Origin of the sequence: Cryobacterium sp. Hh11 (assembly GCF_004404045.1) — a bacterium.
GTDB classification, from domain to species: Bacteria; Actinomycetota; Actinomycetes; order Actinomycetales; family Microbacteriaceae; genus Cryobacterium; species Cryobacterium levicorallinum.
Genome location: NZ_SOHF01000031.1, coordinates 91,864 through 109,974, shown reverse-complemented (window position 1 = coordinate 109,974; position 18,111 = coordinate 91,864). Strand labels below are relative to the sequence as shown.

At 64.6% G+C, this 18,111-nt stretch carries 17 protein-coding genes; 13 read left to right on the top strand and 4 right to left on the bottom strand.

The annotated features are described in order from the left end of the window. Positions 1-437 precede the first annotated feature (437 nt). Complete coding sequence (locus E3T46_RS18060) at positions 438-596, bottom strand: hypothetical protein (RefSeq protein ID WP_166790292.1); 159 nt, start codon at positions 594-596, stop codon at positions 438-440. A 643-nt stretch (positions 597-1,239) separates the two neighbouring features. Here E3T46_RS18060 and E3T46_RS14855 point away from each other — a divergent pair. Beyond that, positions 1,240-1,587 (top strand): helix-turn-helix domain-containing protein, encoded by a 348-nt coding sequence (locus tag E3T46_RS14855; RefSeq protein WP_198419227.1) that lies wholly within the window; start codon positions 1,240-1,242, stop codon positions 1,585-1,587. Positions 1,588-1,752: 165 nt separating this feature from the next. Here E3T46_RS14855 and E3T46_RS14850 read toward each other — a convergent pair whose 3' ends face one another. Beyond that, positions 1,753-2,886 carry a class I SAM-dependent methyltransferase gene (locus tag E3T46_RS14850; protein WP_134579134.1) on the bottom strand — a complete coding sequence of 378 codons (1,134 nt, stop codon included), beginning with the start codon at positions 2,884-2,886 and terminating at the stop codon, positions 1,753-1,755. Between the two features lie 276 nt (positions 2,887-3,162). On the opposite strand from E3T46_RS14850, the gene E3T46_RS14845 reads away from it, so the two are divergent. The 8 genes from E3T46_RS14845 (at position 3,163) to E3T46_RS14810 (ending at position 11,674) form a co-directional block, all read left to right on the top strand. Further along, entirely contained in the window at positions 3,163-4,188 is a 1,026-nt protein-coding gene (locus E3T46_RS14845; RefSeq protein WP_134579133.1) for a TerC family protein, read from the top strand. Positions 4,189-4,223: 35 nt separating this feature from the next. Next, positions 4,224-5,015: a protein phosphatase 2C domain-containing protein gene (locus E3T46_RS14840; protein WP_134579132.1), complete on the top strand. Its 792-nt coding sequence runs from the start codon at positions 4,224-4,226 to the stop codon at positions 5,013-5,015. A gap of 151 nt (positions 5,016-5,166) precedes the next feature. Then, entirely contained in the window at positions 5,167-6,624 is a 1,458-nt protein-coding gene (leuC, locus tag E3T46_RS14835) for a 3-isopropylmalate dehydratase large subunit (RefSeq protein ID WP_134579131.1), read from the top strand. A 5-nt stretch (positions 6,625-6,629) separates the two neighbouring features. Then, positions 6,630-7,256: a 3-isopropylmalate dehydratase small subunit gene (gene leuD, locus E3T46_RS14830; RefSeq protein WP_134579130.1), complete on the top strand. Its 627-nt coding sequence runs from the start codon at positions 6,630-6,632 to the stop codon at positions 7,254-7,256. 161 nt (positions 7,257-7,417) lie between these two features. Next, positions 7,418-8,740 carry a UDP-N-acetylglucosamine 1-carboxyvinyltransferase gene (gene murA, locus E3T46_RS14825; RefSeq protein WP_233195338.1) on the top strand — a complete coding sequence of 441 codons (1,323 nt, stop codon included), beginning with the start codon at positions 7,418-7,420 and terminating at the stop codon, positions 8,738-8,740. A gap of 55 nt (positions 8,741-8,795) precedes the next feature. Further along, complete coding sequence (locus E3T46_RS14820) at positions 8,796-9,536, top strand: lysophospholipid acyltransferase family protein (RefSeq protein WP_241980814.1); 741 nt, start codon at positions 8,796-8,798, stop codon at positions 9,534-9,536. Further along, the gene (locus E3T46_RS14815; RefSeq protein ID WP_241980802.1) at positions 9,526-10,677 is read left to right on the top strand and encodes an NAD(P)H-dependent glycerol-3-phosphate dehydrogenase; all 1,152 of its coding nucleotides are present in this window, start codon (positions 9,526-9,528) and stop codon (positions 10,675-10,677) included. Before E3T46_RS14820 ends, E3T46_RS14815 begins: the two co-directional genes overlap by 11 nt. Further along, complete coding sequence (locus tag E3T46_RS14810) at positions 10,577-11,674, top strand: D-alanine--D-alanine ligase family protein (RefSeq protein WP_134579129.1); 1,098 nt, start codon at positions 10,577-10,579, stop codon at positions 11,672-11,674. The genes E3T46_RS14815 and E3T46_RS14810 overlap by 101 nt, the downstream gene beginning before the upstream one ends. A 38-nt stretch (positions 11,675-11,712) precedes the next feature. Here the strand turns inward: E3T46_RS14810 and E3T46_RS14805 are convergent, their stop codons facing one another. After that, complete coding sequence (locus E3T46_RS14805; RefSeq protein ID WP_134579128.1) at positions 11,713-12,237, bottom strand: DUF3515 family protein; 525 nt, start codon at positions 12,235-12,237, stop codon at positions 11,713-11,715. A 177-nt stretch (positions 12,238-12,414) separates the two neighbouring features. On the opposite strand from E3T46_RS14805, the gene thiL reads away from it, so the two are divergent. After that, a complete protein-coding gene (gene thiL, locus E3T46_RS14800; protein WP_134579167.1) occupies positions 12,415-13,416 on the top strand; it encodes a thiamine-phosphate kinase in 1,002 nt (333 codons plus the stop codon). 50 nt (positions 13,417-13,466) lie between these two features. Here the strand turns inward: thiL and rsmD are convergent, their stop codons facing one another. Next, positions 13,467-14,048: a 16S rRNA (guanine(966)-N(2))-methyltransferase RsmD gene (rsmD, locus tag E3T46_RS14795; RefSeq protein ID WP_134579127.1), complete on the bottom strand. Its 582-nt coding sequence runs from the start codon at positions 14,046-14,048 to the stop codon at positions 13,467-13,469. An 80-nt stretch (positions 14,049-14,128) separates the two neighbouring features. On the opposite strand from rsmD, the gene E3T46_RS14790 reads away from it, so the two are divergent. The 3 genes from E3T46_RS14790 (at position 14,129) to E3T46_RS14780 (ending at position 18,109) form a co-directional block, all read left to right on the top strand. Next, positions 14,129-16,372 carry an ATP-dependent DNA helicase RecG gene (locus E3T46_RS14790; RefSeq protein WP_134579126.1) on the top strand — a complete coding sequence of 748 codons (2,244 nt, stop codon included), beginning with the start codon at positions 14,129-14,131 and terminating at the stop codon, positions 16,370-16,372. Positions 16,373-16,436: 64 nt separating this feature from the next. After that, complete coding sequence (coaD, locus tag E3T46_RS14785; protein WP_092449249.1) at positions 16,437-16,925, top strand: pantetheine-phosphate adenylyltransferase; 489 nt, start codon at positions 16,437-16,439, stop codon at positions 16,923-16,925. 134 nt (positions 16,926-17,059) lie between these two features. Further along, positions 17,060-18,109 (top strand): MoxR family ATPase, encoded by a 1,050-nt coding sequence (locus E3T46_RS14780; protein ID WP_134579166.1) that lies wholly within the window; start codon positions 17,060-17,062, stop codon positions 18,107-18,109. The last annotated feature ends 2 nt before the right edge of the window (positions 18,110-18,111 follow it).

Below are 18,111 nucleotides of genomic sequence, written 5' to 3'. Positions count from 1 at the left end.
ACTGAGGGGCCGTCAGCGCGTCTGTCAGCGGTCGGCCTAGCCGCTACCACCGATGCAGCTAAACCGCAGGATGCGCTGGTTGTGTGGGATCCTATAATTTAGATCGGTGTTTCGAGCGCTGACTAGAATTTTGGGATGAATCACCATCCGTACAGGAGAGAGCGCTACAGTTGCCACATGAAGATCACGAAAGCGGCACTCACGGGGATATCTCACGGGGCATTCGTGGGAGCGACGGGGGATCGGACCCGGCTAATCCAGATGCGCACGGCGCTGGAATCGTCCCGAACGAGGAACTCGACCCAGGTGAAGCGGACGCTCCGCGGGAGCCTCAAGCCCTCTTCGAAATAGCTCAGGCTCAGTCTTTCAGCGGACCGTTACCGCCAGTCCCGACTCTTGCGGGCTACAACGAACTCGTGCCCGGAAGTGCGGAACGACTAATCGATGCGCACTTGCGCAACGAGCAGGTAGCTTCGGACGCAATCGAGCGTCTCACCAAGGCTGAGGCATTTGGAGTGACCATCGGCGCGCTGGGCGCCCAAATCCTCACCGTAGGCGGCTTCGCCATTGGCGTTGTCCTGATCGTTCAAGGGCATTCGATCGCCTCCGTCGGCGCGTTTATCCCTGGCGTTCTTGGTGGGGCTGCGCTATTGGTTTCGGCGTCGCGCGGTGGCAAGAGCAGCTGAACTGTCGATTCCTGACCCGTCTAGGGAAGGCGCCTCGACACGAGATTTGTGGACCATCTGACTTGGTGATAGGTGGGCAATCTACACAATCACGCTGAAGGCGCATGCGGCGGATTGAGCACGTCCAGCCGGTCGGCCCGGCTGCGAAGCTATGCGGGGAAGGGTGCGACTACGTGACCCGATAGGCTCCAGCCATGGCATACATAACGCAGGCATACAATGACGGCAGAATCATTGCGGAACTCCAGAAGCTTCGGCCGGAGATCGTTCTTGGTGAGGCATCTCGAGTAACTGACGTCAGTCTCGCGCCATCTTCCGGGGGCCGATTTGCGGGGTTGAGCGTCACCGTCGAATTTAGTGTGACCCTGGAGGAGCTCGAGGGCATCCTTCAGAATTCCAAGGTCCTGTAGCTGAGTTCGCCCCACTCGCCCCCGATGTCCTCGCGGATGCCGGGGGCGCTTCTGATCGTGTCGGGGGTACTCATACCGGAGTACCCGGTCCATGATCGGTCGATAGGGCCAAATCATCCGCTCCGCGCCCGTACCGTGTCGGGATGACGAACACACCGCAGGCCATGCTCGAGGCAGCCCTCCGCCAGATGATCCGTGAGGAGGTCCTCGCCGTGCTCGCTGAGGTCGAGCCTGTGGCGCCGGTCGCCCCGGTGCCACCCATGCGCACGTACAACGGTCCCCGGGCGCTCACGCCGGCGGAGGTCGCCGAGAAGACCGGCTTCGCTGCTCAGACGCTCGCGAACTGGCGCGGCCTCGGCAAGGGCCCGGCTTTCTACAAGGTCGGGCGTCTCGTGCGCTACGACGAGGTCATTCTGGACGCCTGGATAGCCGAGCTCAGGGGTGGACCCACACCAAAACCCCACAAAAACCCCACAACCCCCCACAATTGAAACGGTGCCCGGGAATCGTAGAGGCCTCTAGACCCTTGATATTCCGGGGGACTTTTCCGTGAGACCAGTCACAGCACGGCCGAATGGTGGGTTCGAATCCCGCTGGGGTCACAATTGCCCGGCTTCCTTCTCTTGAAGGGGCCGGGCGTTTCTGTTTAAGCGGTGCTATTTGGTACGAAGGCGCCACAGCGAGGTGACCTCGCTCTGGCGCACGGCGTGCAGCGGGTCGCTCGTGTCGCTCGCCCGGGAGTGCACGGCGGCCGCTTCGAGCGCACCGGTCACCCGCAGGCCGGCGGTGTCGATCACGGTCATGAGGTCAGCGCGAGTGCGCAGCCCGACCAGTTCGGCAAAGTCGGAGAGTACCAGCCAGACCTCACCGTTCGGCTCCAGGTGGTCGATCACACCGGCCAGGAAGCCCTTGAGCATGCGCGAGCCGGGGTCGTAGACGGCAGCGTCGAGCAGGGAATGCGCGGTCGCCGGAATCCACGGCGGGTTGCAGACGATCAGATCGGCACGCCCCTCGGGAAACAGGTCGGTCAGCTGCACCTCGATGCGCCCGGAGAGCCCCAGTCGGGACACCGTTTCTCGAGCGGATGCCACGGCGCGCGGCTCGAGATCGGTCGCGATCACCCGTGGTACGCCCCGCGTCGCCAGCACCGCCGCGAGCACTCCGGTGCCGGTGCCGATGTCGAAGGCTACCCGCGGCGCGGCCAGCGGAGCCGTCGCCACGAGATCGACGTATTCGCTGCGCACCGGAAAGAAGGTGCCGTAGTGCGGAAAGATCGAGGCGTTCAGCGCGGCGACGCGGATGCCCTTGGTGCGCCACTGGTGTGCACCGATCGTGCCGAGCACCTCGTGCAGCGACACAACGGATGCCTCCGCGATGCTCCCATAGGCATCCACTGTGGCGGCGACCACGTCGGGTGCCCGGCGCAGTCCGATGATGTTGCCGATCTCCAGCGGAACCAGCAGCAGGCTGAGAATGCGCGCCCGGTGCGACCGGTTCTGCCGGTAGCGGTAGAACAGTTCGGCGGTGGTACGCGGGGTTTTGTCGGGGCGGGGCCGGGTGCGGTGTTCCAGAGCGGTCAGAATCTGGCGGGCGTTCTGAAAATCGCCGGTCCAGAGCAGGGCGACACCCTGTGAGGCCAGCCGGTAGGCGGCATCCGCTGTGATGGTGTCGTCAACCGGCACGACACGTTTCGGGGCCGGGGCGCCGTTGGCTGATCGCCAGAGCGCGGAGGCCGACACTCCGTTTTCGGACCAGTCGAGATACTCGCGCGGGGGGCCAGCGGCCGTCATCGAACCCGGTCCATAGTCATAAGGTCCAACTATAGGTGGCGCCGCGGCGACCGGGGTCGAGTGCTGGGCGCGACCAACGCACTGTTAGAATTCTGCATGCGAAGGGGAGTATCCCTCTGGGCCCGATCGGGTCCTATGTCGCGATCGTCAATACGGGCCGCACTGGCGGGGCCCCGGTCGCGGTGGTATCGATGGGCTCCCAACGGATGCTTTCGGTGCGGGAGAGACTTTCGGGTTCTGTAACACCTGACTCCCGTCATTTCTTGAAAGGCCCCCGTGGAACTCGCTCTCCCTCTCTGGTTCGAAGCCGGATCCCTCGTCGTTCTGACCCTGATTTTGGTCGCCGACCTGCTCATCGTCTACAAGCGCCCGCACGTTCCGAGCATGCGAGAGGCCGGCCTGTGGGTCGGTTTCTATGTGGGACTCGCGCTGATCTTCGCGCTCCTGATGCTGGTGCTGGGCGACGCCGAACACGCCGGTCAATTCCTGGCCGGCTGGCTTACCGAGTACAGCCTGTCGATCGACAACCTGTTCGTCTTCGTGATCATCATGGCCCGGTTCTCGGTGCCGAGAAAGTACCAGCAGGAAGTGCTGATGGTGGGCATTATCATCGCCCTCGTGCTGCGTGGAATCTTCATTCTGCTCGGTGCCCAGCTGATCGAGAGTTACGCCTGGATCTTCTACATCTTCGGCGCGTTCTTGTTCTACACCGCGGTGAAGCAGGCGTTCTCGTCGGAGGAAGAAACCGAAGAGAAAGAAAACGGTGTCATCCGTTTGCTCCGTCGCCGCATTAGCATGTCCTCGGAATTCGACGGTTCCAAGGTGCGCACGCTGATCGACGGCAAGAAGGTCTTCACCCCGATGCTGATCGTGTTCATCGCGATCGGTACGACCGACCTCATCTTCGCGCTCGACTCCATTCCGGCGATCTTCGGCATCACCCAGAGCCCGTTCATCGTCTTCACGGCCAACATCTTCGCCCTGATGGGCCTGCGGCAGCTGTACTTTTTGCTCGGCGGACTGCTCGAACGCCTCGAATACCTCAAGTACGGTATCGCCGTCATCCTCGGCTTCATCGGCGTCAAGCTCGTGCTGCACGCGATGCACACCAACGAGGTGTTCTTCATCAACGGCGGCGACCCCATGTTGTGGGCACCCGAGATCGACACCTGGACTTCGCTCGGCGTGATCATCGGTAGCATGGCCGTGGCAACGATTGCGAGCCTGATCAAGGCCCGTCACGATGCCCTCAAGCGTGGGCACACGCTCGCCGAAGAGATTTCGGTCAACGCTGGGGAATGATTGAACGAGGCCAGGTGGCGGCGAACGGAGGATTCATGACTCTGAATCAACAGAGCACCATCGAATTTTCCAGCAGCACCGCCCGTCTCGTGTTCAGCGTGCGCAGCGAGGTGGGCAACGTACGCAAGGTCAATGAGGACAGCGTTCTTGCGCAGTCTCCGGTCTTTCTGGTGGCCGACGGCATGGGCGGACACGCCCAGGGTGACGTCGCCAGTCAGACCGTGCTGGGCGTGTTTGACGAGCACATCGCCCGCGACCTGCCGTCAACTCCCGAGCGCATTCTGGATGCCATCCACTCGTCGAACGATGCCGTTCGTGATCTCAGCGCTGAAGGCGACTCGGGCACCGCTGTGTCGGGAACGACCCTGGCCGGGATCGCGCTGGTCGATGCCGGCGACGAGGTCGGTTATCACTGGATGGCCTTCAACGTCGGGGATTCCCGGGTTTACACCTGGTCCGATGGCGTTTTGACCCAGTTGTCGATCGACCACTCCGCAGTGCAGGAGATGGTCGATGCCGGCCTGATTTCTCGAGCGGATGCCGAGAAACACCCGGAACGCAATGTCATCACTCGGGCCATCGGCGCCGACGAATTCGTCGACGCGGATGTCTGGCTGCTGCCCGCTTCGGGGGAGCAGGCCTTCCTGATCTGCTCCGACGGGCTGACCAAGGAACTCGACGACGTGACGATTGCGCGGTTGCTGGCCACGGACATCCACTCGGCTGTTGACGGGCGCAGCATGGCCGACATTCTCGTCGATGCTGCGATCGAACACGGTGGACGTGACAACGTGAGCGTCATCTACGTGGAGTCGACGGTCAGCTGAGCAGCGCGAACCGGGCCTGCGGGGGAGGTGTTACCCTGAATCCGTGGTGCTGAACCGACTTCTTATCTGCCGCGACGAGTCCCTGTACTGAGGCCTCCCTCGTCGCGGCGTTCGGCGTGGCTGCCATCGATTCGTGAGGAAGACGCTCAAAATGACCAACGTAATACCCACTTCGACTATTAATTCCGACGTCGGCCTGCGCACGCTCGCTGAGAAGGTCTGGGACAAGCACCTCGTCACCAAGGGTGAAGACGGCACCCCCGACCTGATCTACATCGACCTGCACCTGCTGCACGAGGTGACCAGCCCGCAGGCCTTCGACGGACTGCGCCTGGCCAATCGGCCGCTGCGCCGGCCGGATCTGACCATCGCGACTGAAGACCACAACACGCCGACCCTCGCGATCGACAAGCCCATCGCCGACCCGACCAGCCGCACCCAGATCGAGACCCTGCGCCGCAACTGCGCCGAATACGGGGTACGGCTGCACTCGCTCGGTGACATCGAGCAGGGCATCGTGCACGTCGTCGGCCCGCAGCTCGGCCTGACCCAGCCCGGCATCACCGTGGTCTGCGGCGATTCGCACACCTCCACCCACGGTGCTTTTGGCGCGATGGCGCTCGGCATCGGCACGAGCGAGGTCGAGCACGTCATGGCGACCCAGACGCTGCCGCTGAACCCGTTCAAGACCATGGCGATCACCGTCAACGGCGCACTGCGTACCGGGGTCACCGCGAAGGACATCATCCTCGCCGTGATCGCCAGGATCGGCACCGGCGGAGGAGCCGGCTACGTGCTCGAATACCGTGGCGAGGCCATTCGCGCTCTCTCCATGGATGGCCGCATGACCATCTGTAACATGTCGATCGAGGCCGGCGCCCGCGCCGGCATGGTCGCGCCAGACCAGGTCACCTATGACTACCTCAAGGGTCGCGCCCACGCACCGCGCGGCGCCGACTGGGACGCGGCCGTCGCGTACTGGCAGACCCTGGCCACCGACGAGGGTGCCAGCTTCGACGCCGAGGTCATCATCGACGCCAACGAGCTCGAACCCTTCGTGACCTGGGGCACCAACCCCGGCCAGGGCGTCTCGCTGAGCGGATCGGTGCCGAACCCCGCCGAAATCGTCGACGCCAATGAGCGCTCGGCGGCCGAGCGGGCCCTGGAATACATGGACCTGACGGCCGGAACGCTGATGAAGCAGATTCGGGTCGATACCGTCTTCCTCGGCTCCTGCACCAACAGCCGGATCGAAGACCTGCGGGCCGCCGCCGAGATCATCAAGGGCAAGACCAAGGCGGAGGGACTGCGCATGATGGTCGTTCCTGGCTCGGCCCGGGTACGCATCGAGGCCGAAGCCGAGGGGCTTGACCAGATCTTCCTCGATTTCGGCGCCGAATGGCGTTTCGCTGGCTGCTCGATGTGCCTCGGCATGAACCCCGATCAGCTCGAACCCGGCGAACGCTGCGCGTCGACCAGTAACCGTAACTTTGAAGGACGACAGGGCAAGGGCGGGCGTACCCACCTGGTGTCGCCGCTCGTCGCGGCCGCCACGGCCATTCGCGGCACGCTCTCAAGCCCGTGGGACCTCGTTCAGGATGGAGACTAAGTAACATGCAGAAATTCACTACCGTCACCGGCATCGCGGTGCCGCTGCGCCGATCCAACGTGGACACTGACCAGATCATCCCGGCCGTGCACCTCAAGCGTGTCACGCGCACCGGCTTCGAAGACGCCCTGTTTGCAGCCTGGCGCCTCGACCCCGAATTCGTGATCAATAAGAAGGAGTACCAGGGCGGTCGGATACTCATCGCCGGCGCCGACTTCGGCATCGGTTCCTCGCGGGAGCACGCCGTCTGGGCGCTGCGCGATTACGGCTTCGACGTAGTGCTCAGCCCCCGCTTCGGCGACATCTTTCGCGGCAACTCGGGCAAGCAGGGCTTGCTCGCCGGCCAGATCAGCGAAGCGGATGCTGAAACCCTGTGGAACCTGGTCGAGAGCGATCCGGGCGTGGAGTTGACCGTGGATCTGGTCAGTAAAACCGCGCGTGTCGGCGATCTGACGGTGAATTTTGAAATCGATGATTACACTAGATGGCGGCTGCTCGAAGGTCTGGATGACATCGGGCTGACCCTGCGTGACGAAGCGCGAATCAGTGAATTTGAAACCAAACGCGAATCCTGGTTGCCCCGCACCCTTCCCGCACTTTCCCCCGAATCTTCCAGAATTAATTTGATGTAATTTGCATTTGCACTAATTTGCACCAGGACAGGTAACTTGTGAGCACTCTGCGCGAAACAGATCGTAGCGAAACCGACGAGGCGAAGAAGTTGAACGACGCTCGAAACCACGACGACGCGAATGAGCGGGGGAGCGCTGCGAACCACGGAGCATCTGTCGGCCTGACCGCTGACAAGATCACCATTCGAGGGGGAATTCCCCTGGTCGGCCGCATCGAGGTGAAGGGGGCGAAAAACCTCGTCACCAAGGCCATGGTCGCCGCCCTCCTTGGTGAGACCCCGAGCGTGCTCAAGGACGTTCCGAATATCAGCGATGTTCGGATCGTTCGCGGGCTGCTCGAGGTGCACGGCGTCAAGGTCACCGAGGGCGACGAACCCGGAACCCTGGTCCTCGACCCGGTTGACGTGGAGAGCGCGCACTTCGCCGCGATCGACGCCCATGCCGGTTCCTCGCGCATCCCGATCCTGTTCTGCGGCCCGCTGCTGCATCGCCTCGGCGAAGCGTTCATCCCCGATCTCGGCGGCTGTCGCATCGGCGACCGCCCGATCGACTTTCACCTCGAGGTGCTGCGCAAGTTCGGTGCCGTCGTCGAGAAGCAGCCCAACGGCATCCGCATGTCGGCGCCGAACGGACTCAAGGGCGCCAAGCTCGAACTGCCCTACCCGAGCGTCGGAGCCACCGAGCAGGTACTGCTCACCGCGGTGCGGGCCGATGGCATCACCGAGCTCAAGGGCGCGGCGATCGAGCCCGAGATCATGGATCTCATCAACATTCTGCAGAAGATGGGCGCCATCATCACGGTCGACACCGACCGGGTGATTCGCATCGAGGGCGTCGAACGCCTGCTCGGCTACAACCACCGCGCGCTGTTCGACCGCAACGAGGCCGCCAGTTGGGCTGCAGCGGCCCTCGCCACCGACGGAGACATCTTCGTCGGCGGCGCCCGCCAGCCCGAAATGATCACTTTCCTCAACGTGTTCCGCAAGGTCGGTGGCGCTTTCGATATCTGTGACGACGGCATCCGTTTCTATCACCCCGGCGGCGATTTGAAGCCCGTCATTATTGAAACGGATGTTCACCCGGGCTTCATGACGGACTGGCAGCAGCCGCTTGTCATCGCGCTGACCAAGGCTCACGGCACGTCGATCGTGCATGAAACCGTGTACGAGCAGCGCTTCGGCTTCGTTGACGCCCTCGTCGAAATGGGCGCGACCATTCAGATTCACAAGGAATGCCTCGGCGGCCATCCGTGCCGGTTCGGTCAGCGCAATTTCAACCATTCCGCCGTCATCACCGGCCCGACCAAGCTGCACGGCGCCGATATCGTCGTACCCGACCTGCGCGGCGGCTTCAGCCACCTGATCGCGGCGCTCTCGGCCGACGGCACGTCCACAGTCAGCAACGTGGGAATCATCAGCCGAGGTTACGAAAACTTCATCGGCAAGCTGCGGCTTTTGGGGGCGGACTTCGATCTCGAAGGATAATAGGCGCGTGCCTGAAAATAACGACGTGCCCGCAACTCCCGAGTCGACTACCAAAATTCGTTCGGAGAAGAGCAGCCCTTCGGCATTCTGGATTCTCGCCGGGTTGATTCTGCCGGTGATGAACCTCGCCGCCCGCTACGAGATTCTCGATGCCCACAAGTTTCCGCGGAGCGGCGCGTTCGTGTTTTCGCCGAACCACTACAGCGAGATCGACCCCGTGGTCATGGGGGTCGTGGCCTGGAAGCTGGGGCGGCTGCCTCGGTTTCTGGCGAAGGCATCCGTTTTCAAGATCCCGGTCATTGGCTGGGTGCTGACCAAGTCGGGGCAGATTCCGGTGCAGCGCGGCGGATCGGTGCGCGGGAGTGAGCCGGTCAAGGCCGCCCAACGTCTGGTCGATAAGGGCCAGATCGTCGTGGTGTACCCGGAAGGGTCACTCACCCGTGACCCCGACCTGTGGCCGATGCGCGGCAAGACCGGCGCCGTGCGCATCGCGCTGGAACAGGGGATTCCGATCGTGCCGGCCGCGCACTGGGGCACGCAGCACCTGATGGAACGGTATTCCAAGAAGGTGCACCTGTTTCCGCGCAAGACCATCACAGTGAAGATCGGCGACCCGATCGACCTCGCGCAGTTTCGGGGACGCAGCCTCGACACGGCGACGCTCAACGAGGCGACCGCCGTCGTAATGCTCGCCATCACTGCGTTGCTGGAAGACTTGCGCGGCGAGAAAGCCCCGGTCAAACGATGGAATCCGGCGGAGCACAACCAGAAAGAGACCGGTCGTTTTGAAGCCTAGAACCCCCCAGCTGCCGAAGATTCAACCAGGCACCCGGGTGGCCGTGCTCGGCGCGGGCAGTTGGGGAACGACCTTCGCCAAAATTTTGACGGATAGCGGTGCCGATGTCGTTCTGTGGGCTCGCCGCCCCGAGTTGGCCCGGGAAATCTCCGAAGCGCGCCGCAACAGCGACTACCTGCCCGGGGTGAACCTGCCCGTCGGGCTGCGCGCCACGAGCCGGCTCGAGCTGGCGCTGGCCGGGGCCGAAATGGTGTTCGTCTCGGTTCCCAGCCAGTCGCTGCGCGAAAACCTGAAGCAGGTTGAACCGTATTTGGCCGAGAACGCGATCATCATCTCGCTGATGAAGGGTGTCGAACGCGCAACCGGCATGCGCATGAGTTCGGTGATCGAAGAGGTGCTCCGCATCGACCCCGATCGCATCGCGGCGATCAGTGGTCCCAACCTCGCGCTGGAAATCGCCAAGGAACAGCCGACCGGCGCGGTCGTCTCCTCGGCGAGCCTGGAAACGGCGCAGGCCGTGGCCAAACTGGCGACCAACCGCTACTTCCGCTCCTACGTCAACACCGACGTCATCGGCACCGAGTTCGGCGGCGTGCTGAAAAACCTCATCGCGGTCGCCATCGGCATCGTCGACGGCGTCGGCTACGGCGAGAACACCAAGGCCTCGATCATTACGCGTGGTCTGGTCGAAATGACCGACTTCGCGGTCGCCTACGGCGCTCAGCCCGAGACCCTGGCCGGACTGGCCGGCCTCGGTGACCTCATAGCCACCTGCCAGTCGCCACTGTCGCGCAACAACACAGCGGGCCGGCTGCTCGGCCAGGGTTACAGCATTAACGACGTCGTCAAGCAGATGCAGCAGACCACCGAAGGCCTCGCCTCGGTCAAGCCGATTCTGGCACTCGCCCGAGCCAAGGGCGTCGAGATGCCCATCGTCGAACAGGTACGTCAGGTACTCGACGGCACGCTCAATCCCCGCGACATTGCGCCGCACCTCACAACTGACTCCGGCGAACCGCAGGGCGAAAGGACACTTGACGATGGACAAGCTCACGGTGGTGCTTCTCTTTGGGGGGCGTTCCAGCGAACACTCGATCAGCTGCGCCACGGCGGGCGGGGTGCTGGCAGCCCTCGACCCTGATGCGTACACCGTCATCCCGGTCGGAATCACCCGGGACGGTGCCTTTGTGCTCGAAGAAAACGACCCCGCCAAGTTTGCCCTCAACGCCTCAGCACTGCCGGTCGTTGCGGACAACGGCACCCGCGTGCGGTGGCCGGAGAGCGCGTCCAGCCGGGAATTGACCGTCGTCGACGCGTCCGGTGAGCGAACGCTTGGCCCGGTCGACCTTATATTCCCGATTTTGCATGGGCCGTTCGGTGAGGACGGCACCATCCAGGGCATGCTCGATCTGCTCGGCCTGCCGTATGTCGGGTCGGGAGTTCTCGCATCCGCTTTGGGTATGGACAAGCACTTTGCCAAGACCGTCTTTCAGCAGGCTGCCCTGCCCGTTGCGCCGTGGCGCACCATCACAGCGGATGACTGGGTAACGGCTCCCGGTTTGGCCTATGCGGCCCTGGAACAGCTCGGCCTGCCCGCGTTTGTGAAGCCGGCGCGGGCCGGATCGAGCGTCGGCGTCAGCCGGGTGTCGACCCCGGACCAACTGGTCGAGGCCATGACGGTCGGGCTCGCCGAAGACAACAAGGTGCTGATTGAATCCGGGCTGGTCGGCCGGGAGCTCGAGATCGCGGTGCTGCAGGGGCGCCCGGGGGAGCCGACCCGCGCCTCTGTGGCCGGTGAAGTAGTGGTGACCGGCCGGGACTTCTACGATTTCGCCGCGAAGTATCTCGACGCGCCCGGCGTCGACCTGGTCTGCCCGGCGCCGCTGGCACCCGAGGAACTGGCCGAGGTGCAGCGGCTGGCCATTGCCGCGTTCGAGGCGATCGGCGGTGCCGGCCTGGCCCGCGTGGACTTCTTTCTCACCGCGACCGGCTGGGTGATCAACGAGATCAATACCATGCCCGGGTTTACGAGCATCTCGATGTTTCCGAGCTGCTGGCTGGCCAGCGGCTACACCTATCCCAAGCTGATCGACGAACTCATCGCTGTGGCCATAGCCCACGCCCGCCACGGCTCCTGACCTATTGCTGATCGAGGCGCGACGAAGGAGCGATCGCCCTAGGGTGCGCTCGTGGCTCCATCAGTCGGGAGATCCAGATCTTCCGCGCCGACGCAGGCACCAGTCGCCGGCACGTTGCCGACCGCGTTGGACACGTCGATGAGCGTCGTCGACCCGCTCACCCGTTCAGAGTCGATCACGATTTCGATGGCCGGATCGCGACCATACGTCGTGTAGCGGTAGGTCGGGGCGTCGGAGTCGTCTTCGATCCAATCGATGCCGTTGATGTTCAGGCACGGCAGCGTCGTGGGTTCCGGCACCGTAACGCCACAGTGCAGCAGCACCGCGGCCGGGTCACCCCAGGCGCCGGTCGCCTGCGCATTCGTTTCGCGGGCCGCCTCATCGGCGACGCTGGATGGCAGGTGCACGATGACGTCGGCACAGGCCACGTTGGTGGCGTCGGGGGCCGGCGTCAACGGCACGACAGTGGCGCAACCGGCCAGCAGCAGCGAGCTCGCAAGCACGCTGAAGACGGCGACGGAACGTACGGGAACTGAGCGCAGGAGCAGGAATGGGTGAGACATCGCATTAAGGCTACCGTTTCTTACATGACGACTTCTGCGGATGCCCCGCGTCCAGCCCCTGCGACGCCATCCCGACTGGCCTCGGCAGCGCCAGTTTCAGCATCGCAATCGCCCAAAATTTCCGTGTCGGAGTCGGCTGCGTCTGCAGCGGTCAACCCGTCGCGGGGGCCCGAGCCGATGGCATCCGCTTCGGAAACGCTCGCCGATCTCAGTGAAGGCGCCGTGCTCGCACGAATCTTTCCCCGGCTGCCGACCGCGGCAGCCGAACTGCTCGGCCCCGGCGACGACGCGGCGGTCATCTCGGCGCCCGACGGACGATTCGTCGTCACCACCGACATGATGATTCAGGGTCCCGACTTTCGCCTGGCCTGGTCGACACCGCACGACCTCGGTTGGAAAGCGGCAGCGACCAATCTTTCCGATGTTGCCGCCATGGGCGCTCGCCCGACCGCCCTGGTCGTTGCGATCGCGGCTCCGCCATCGACACCGGTGTCGGTGCTCGAGGGCATCGCTGACGGGCTGCGAGACTGCTGCGAGGCGCTCGCCCCCGGCTGCGGGGTGGTCGGCGGCGACCTGTCGGCGTCCGACGCGCTGACCCTCGCTGTGACGGCGTTCGGCGACCTCGAAGGGCGCGCGCCCGTCGTGCGCTCGGGCGCGCGCCCCGGCGACACCGTGGCGCTCTCCGGGCGGCTCGGCGACGCCGGCATTGGCCTCGAGCTGCTGTTCCGCCTCGGCGTCGACGACGACGGAGTGCCCAACCTCGCTCGCGCCAATGCGCTCAAGCTCACGCACCCGGCCGAGGTCGCCGCCCAGCTGACTCCCGTGCCGCCCATTGCGAGCGGTCCGGTCGCTGCCGTGGCTGGCGCCACCGCCATGCTCGATGTCTCTGACGGCCTCGCCATCGACGCCGGACGCATCGCCCGGGCCAGTGGTGTGGCCATCGACTTCGATTCCGCCTGCCTCGGCGATCGCATCGAGGTCGCTCTCGGCGGCGGCGAAGACCACGGATTGCTGGCCACCTTCGGGCCAGACACGGCACTGCCGCGCGGTTTTCGCCGCCTCGGAATCGTCACCGCGGCCTCCGTTGCACTCCCGGCCGGCTCGATCACCGTCGACGGGGCGCCGCACGACCAGGGTGGCTGGGACCCTTATCGCGGCTGGGACGGTTCCGCCGGCTAGATCGACTGTGACGGCGCCCGGTACGAGAATCGTGCTGGCCGTCGCTCGAACTATGGCGCAGGCTGCTCGACGGGCGATGCGTACCAGACGGTCGTATCGCCATAGTCCTTGCGGCGTTCAAGCTCGAGTCCCGTACCCCACTCCGGCTCGGGCGAGCGTGAGCTGCGCTCGAGTACCACGAGCGCGTCGTCGGCCAACAACGGGGCGAGCGCGCTCAAATTGTGGCCCAGCTCAATCTCACTGAGGTCATACGGAGGGTCGATGAACACGACGTCGAAGCCCTCTTTCGTAGCGGCTAAGAATGACTGGACCGCCTGCGAGGAGACCGCAATCTTCAGGTCGGTGCCCTTCGGGGCAGACCGCTGTACGGCCTCGCCGTTTTTGCGACACATGGCCGCCGCGCCGTAGCTGTTCTCGACCAGCGTCACTACGCGCGCCCCACGACTGGCAGCCTCGAGGCCCAGGGCGCCCGACCCAGCGTACAAATCCAGCACACGCATGCCGTCGACGGCGTCCCGCGAGTCGAGGGCCGAGAAAATAGCTTCCCTTACGCGATCACTCGTGGGCCGGGTGCCCGACTTGGGAACGGCCAGGGTCAAAGAGCCGGCAAACCCGGAAATAATTCGCGTCATAACCCTCCCGAGCCTAGCCGCAGCCGCTCCCGGGTGGCCGCACACGACGCAATGTCGGAGGCCCGGTTTACCATGGAACCATGACCGGTTCGAGTGCTGCCCATGGCCCCGAATTCGATGGTGCTTCTCTGCCGGCGCCCGAGCTCAAACCGCTCACCCTCGACACCACCCTCAAGATCGCCCTCGGCCCGGCCAGGGCAACCGCGCTGCGCAAGGCCTTCGCCATGGAGACCGTTGGTGACCTGCTGAGCCATTACCCGCGCGACTACGCCGACCGCGAGGTGCTCCGGCCCCTGAATCAGGTCACGCCCGGAGCCAACATCACCGTCATCGCCGATATCGTTTCGGTGCGAGAACGTCGCATGTCGTCGAAGCCGGGCACGATCGTTGAGGTGGTAATTTCTGACGGCGGGGGCGAGTTCACCCTCACGTTTTTCGGTAAGAAGAGCCAACAGTGGCGGCTTGACCAATTGCGTCCCGGTCTGCGTGGCAGTTTCTCGGGCAAGGTGGGTAGGTATCAGGGCCAGAGCCAGCTGGCGAACCCGGCGTACAAGACCTTTGAGAGTGAAGAAGAAGAGGCCCGTGACGATCCGTCCGTTCGGCTGAGGCGCAAGCCGCTCATTCCGATCTACGCGGCAACGGCCTCGGAGACCAGCTGGAGTCTGCAGACCATGATCGACCTCGTGCTGCGGCGCATGGACACTTTGCCCGACCCGGTTCCCGACGATCTGCGGGCCGAACACGGCCTGCTGACCCACACCGAGGCCATCCGCTGGATCCACAGCCCCGACAATCCGGCCGAATGGATGGCCGCCCAAAACACCCTTCGGTTCACCGAGGCCTGGGTGCTGCAGTGCGCCCTGATGCAGCGGCACAGCCTGGCCAGGGAGCGTCGCACCCGCCCGCGGGTACCAACGCCCGGTGGGTACCTCGAACGTTTTGACGCCGCGCTGCCGTTCGTGCTCACGGTCGACCAAGAGATCTGCGCGGTCGAGATCGCAGGCGACATGTCCCAGTCCGGCCCGATGAACCGCCTGCTGCAGGGCGAGGTCGGTTCGGGCAAGACCGTGGTCGCGCTTCGGGCAATGCTCGCCGTGGCCGACAGCGGTGGCCAAACGGCTCTGTTGGCCCCGACCGAGGTGCTGGCCGGGCAACATCTGCGGTCGATTACGACCCTGCTCGGCCCCGATCTCGCGGCCGAACTCATGCCGACCCTGCTCACCGGCAAACTTCCAGTCGCGCAGAAGCGCAAGGCCCTGTTGCGCACAGTGTCCGGCCAGTCCCGCATCGTGATCGGCACCCACGCGCTACTCAGCGACACCGTGACGTTTTTCGACCTTGGGCTGATCGTGATTGACGAACAGCACCGATTCGGCGTCGAGCAGCGGGAAACCCTGCGGTTGAAGGGCGCCGAGCCACCGCACGTTCTCGTCATGACGGCCACTCCGATTCCCCGCACCATTGCCATGACGGTGTTCGGCGACCTCGACGTGAGTACCATCCGCATTTTGCCGGCCGGGCGCCAGGGCATCACGAGCATCGTCGTGCCGCTGGCCGATCACCCAGACTGGTTCCAGCGCATCTGGACCAAGCTCGCCGAAGAGCTCGCTTTGGGTCGACAGGGATTCGTGGTCTGCCCGGCAATTTCGCCCGCCGAGGTTGAAGAAGACGCGGAACTGGCACCCGCGTCTGAGGACGACAAGAAGACTCCGCTCGCCAACGTTGAGACCGTGCACGAGAGGCTGCGTGGATTCGCGCCCCTGGCCGGGTACCGCATCGAGGCCCTGCACGGGCGCATGACGAGCGAGGAAAAGGATCGCATCATGCAATCCTTTGCCGCCGGTGAGATCGACGTTCTCGTCGCGACGACCGTCATCGAGGTGGGCGTTGACGTGCCCAACGCTTCGGCCATGGTCGTGCTCGACGCTGAACGCTTCGGCGTCTCCCAACTGCACCAGCTGCGCGGTCGGGTTGGACGTGGCGGTGTGCCCGGGCTGTGCCTGTTGGTCACCAACTCCCGCACCGGCTCGCCCTCCCGCCAGCGCATCGGTGATGTCGCCGCGACCCTCGACGGTTTTCGACTCGCCGAACTCGACCTGGCGCTCCGCCGGGAAGGTAATGTGCTCGGCGATATGCAATCCGGCGAGGGAACGTCCCTGCGTTTTCTTCGGGTGGCCGAGGACGGCGACCTGATTGCCGAGGCGCGACAAGCCGCCTTCCATCTCGTTTCGGGGGATCCGGGTATCCGCACCAACCCGGCCCTGCGCGAGGCGATTGCCCGTCGACTGAACGAATCCGAGCGCACCTGGCTCGTGAAAGGCTGAATATGCCCACTAGAAGCGCACGACCAGGCAGCGCACCGTCAGTCTCTGGCAGTAGGGTGTGAGCATGCGCAGGATCGCCGTTGTCCCTGGATCATTTGACCCCGTCACACTGGGCCACTTGGACGTGATCAATCGCGCGGCCGGCCTGTTTGACGAGCTTCATGTGCTTGTGGTGCACAACCCCGACAAATCGGCCCTGTTGCCGATCAGTCAGCGCGTGTCGCTGCTGGAACAGGCCATCAAAGAAGCCGGACTCCCCACCAACATCGTGGTCGCCAGCTGGAGTATGGGCTTGCTCGTCGACTACTGCATGGATGTCGGTGCCAGCGTGCTGGTGAAAGGCATCCGCTCTCAGGTGGATGTGGCTTATGAGACGCCGATGGCGATTGTTAATCGCAACCTGGCCGCCGTGGAGACGGTCTTCCTCTTGCCGGATCCGGCCAACGCCCACGTCTCCAGCTCGCTGGTCCGTCAGGTGGCCGGCCTCGGCGGCGACGTCTCGCCGTATGTGCCGCGGGCCGTGGCGCAGTATCTGGAGCGGTCGCGGGTATGAACCGCCAGCCGGCTCGCTCCTCTGAGGACTTAGCGTCGGTTCCGCCAGCCGACACCGCGCAGCTCCGGACTGCGCCGTTCACCACCGAGTCGGGCGTTGACCTCAGCGAGCTTCAGGCCGCCGGGCGCGCGATCATGCGCAACGTCGAGACGGTCATCGACGGCAAGCACGATGCCGTGCAGATTGCCCTGACCGTGCTGCTGGCCGAGGGACACCTGCTGATCGAGGACGTTCCCGGTGTGGGCAAGACCATGCTCGCCAAGGCGCTGGCTCGTTCCGTGGACTGCACGGTCGGGCGAATCCAATTCACGCCCGACCTGCTGCCCTCCGACGTGACCGGCGTCTCGGTGTTCAACCAGGCCGAACGTCGCTTCGAATTCAAGCCAGGGCCGGTGTTCGCCAACATCGTCATCGGTGATGAAATCAACCGGGCGAGCCCAAAGACTCAGTCGGCGCTGCTGGAATCGATGGAGGAACGCCAGGTCACCGTCGACGGCGTCACCTACCCGCTCGCGCTGCCGTTCACCGTGATCGCCACCCAGAATCCGATCGAGATGGAGGGCACCTATGCCCTCCCGGAGGCTCAGCGGGACCGCTTTATGGCGCGCATCTCCATGGGGTACCCCGACATCGGGTCCGAGCTCGCCATGCTCGACTCGCGGGATACCAACAGCCCGCTCGCGCTGATCTCCGCCGTTGTTTCGGGGCAGATCCTGCGCGACATGATGCACACCGCCCGAGCAGTATTCGCCTCCGGCGCCGTGAAGGAATATGCCGTCAATCTGGTGCGAGCCACGCGCGATGATCGGGACCTGCGCCTCGGGGCCAGCCCGCGGGCGACCCTGCAGCTCATTCGCGCGGCCAAGGCACAGGCCGCCCTGAACGGACGAGACTACGTGCTGCCCGACGACATCGACTCTCTGGCCGTGGCGGTGCTTGGCCACCGGCTGGTTCCGACCAGCCGCGCCCTCGGCCACCACCACCAGGACAGCGGCCCCGTCATCGACGACATCGTGCGCCGCATCCTGGGCGACACTCCCGTTCCGGTGGGAGCTGCAGCGTTCGCTGTCCCGGCATCCGCTGTACCCAAAACGGCCGTGCCGGCGTCGGGGCGGTCAGGGCCGGTGCTGCCGGCCGTACGCGGGATTCCGGCCAGACCGGTCGGTTCCACCGGACAGCCGTAGCT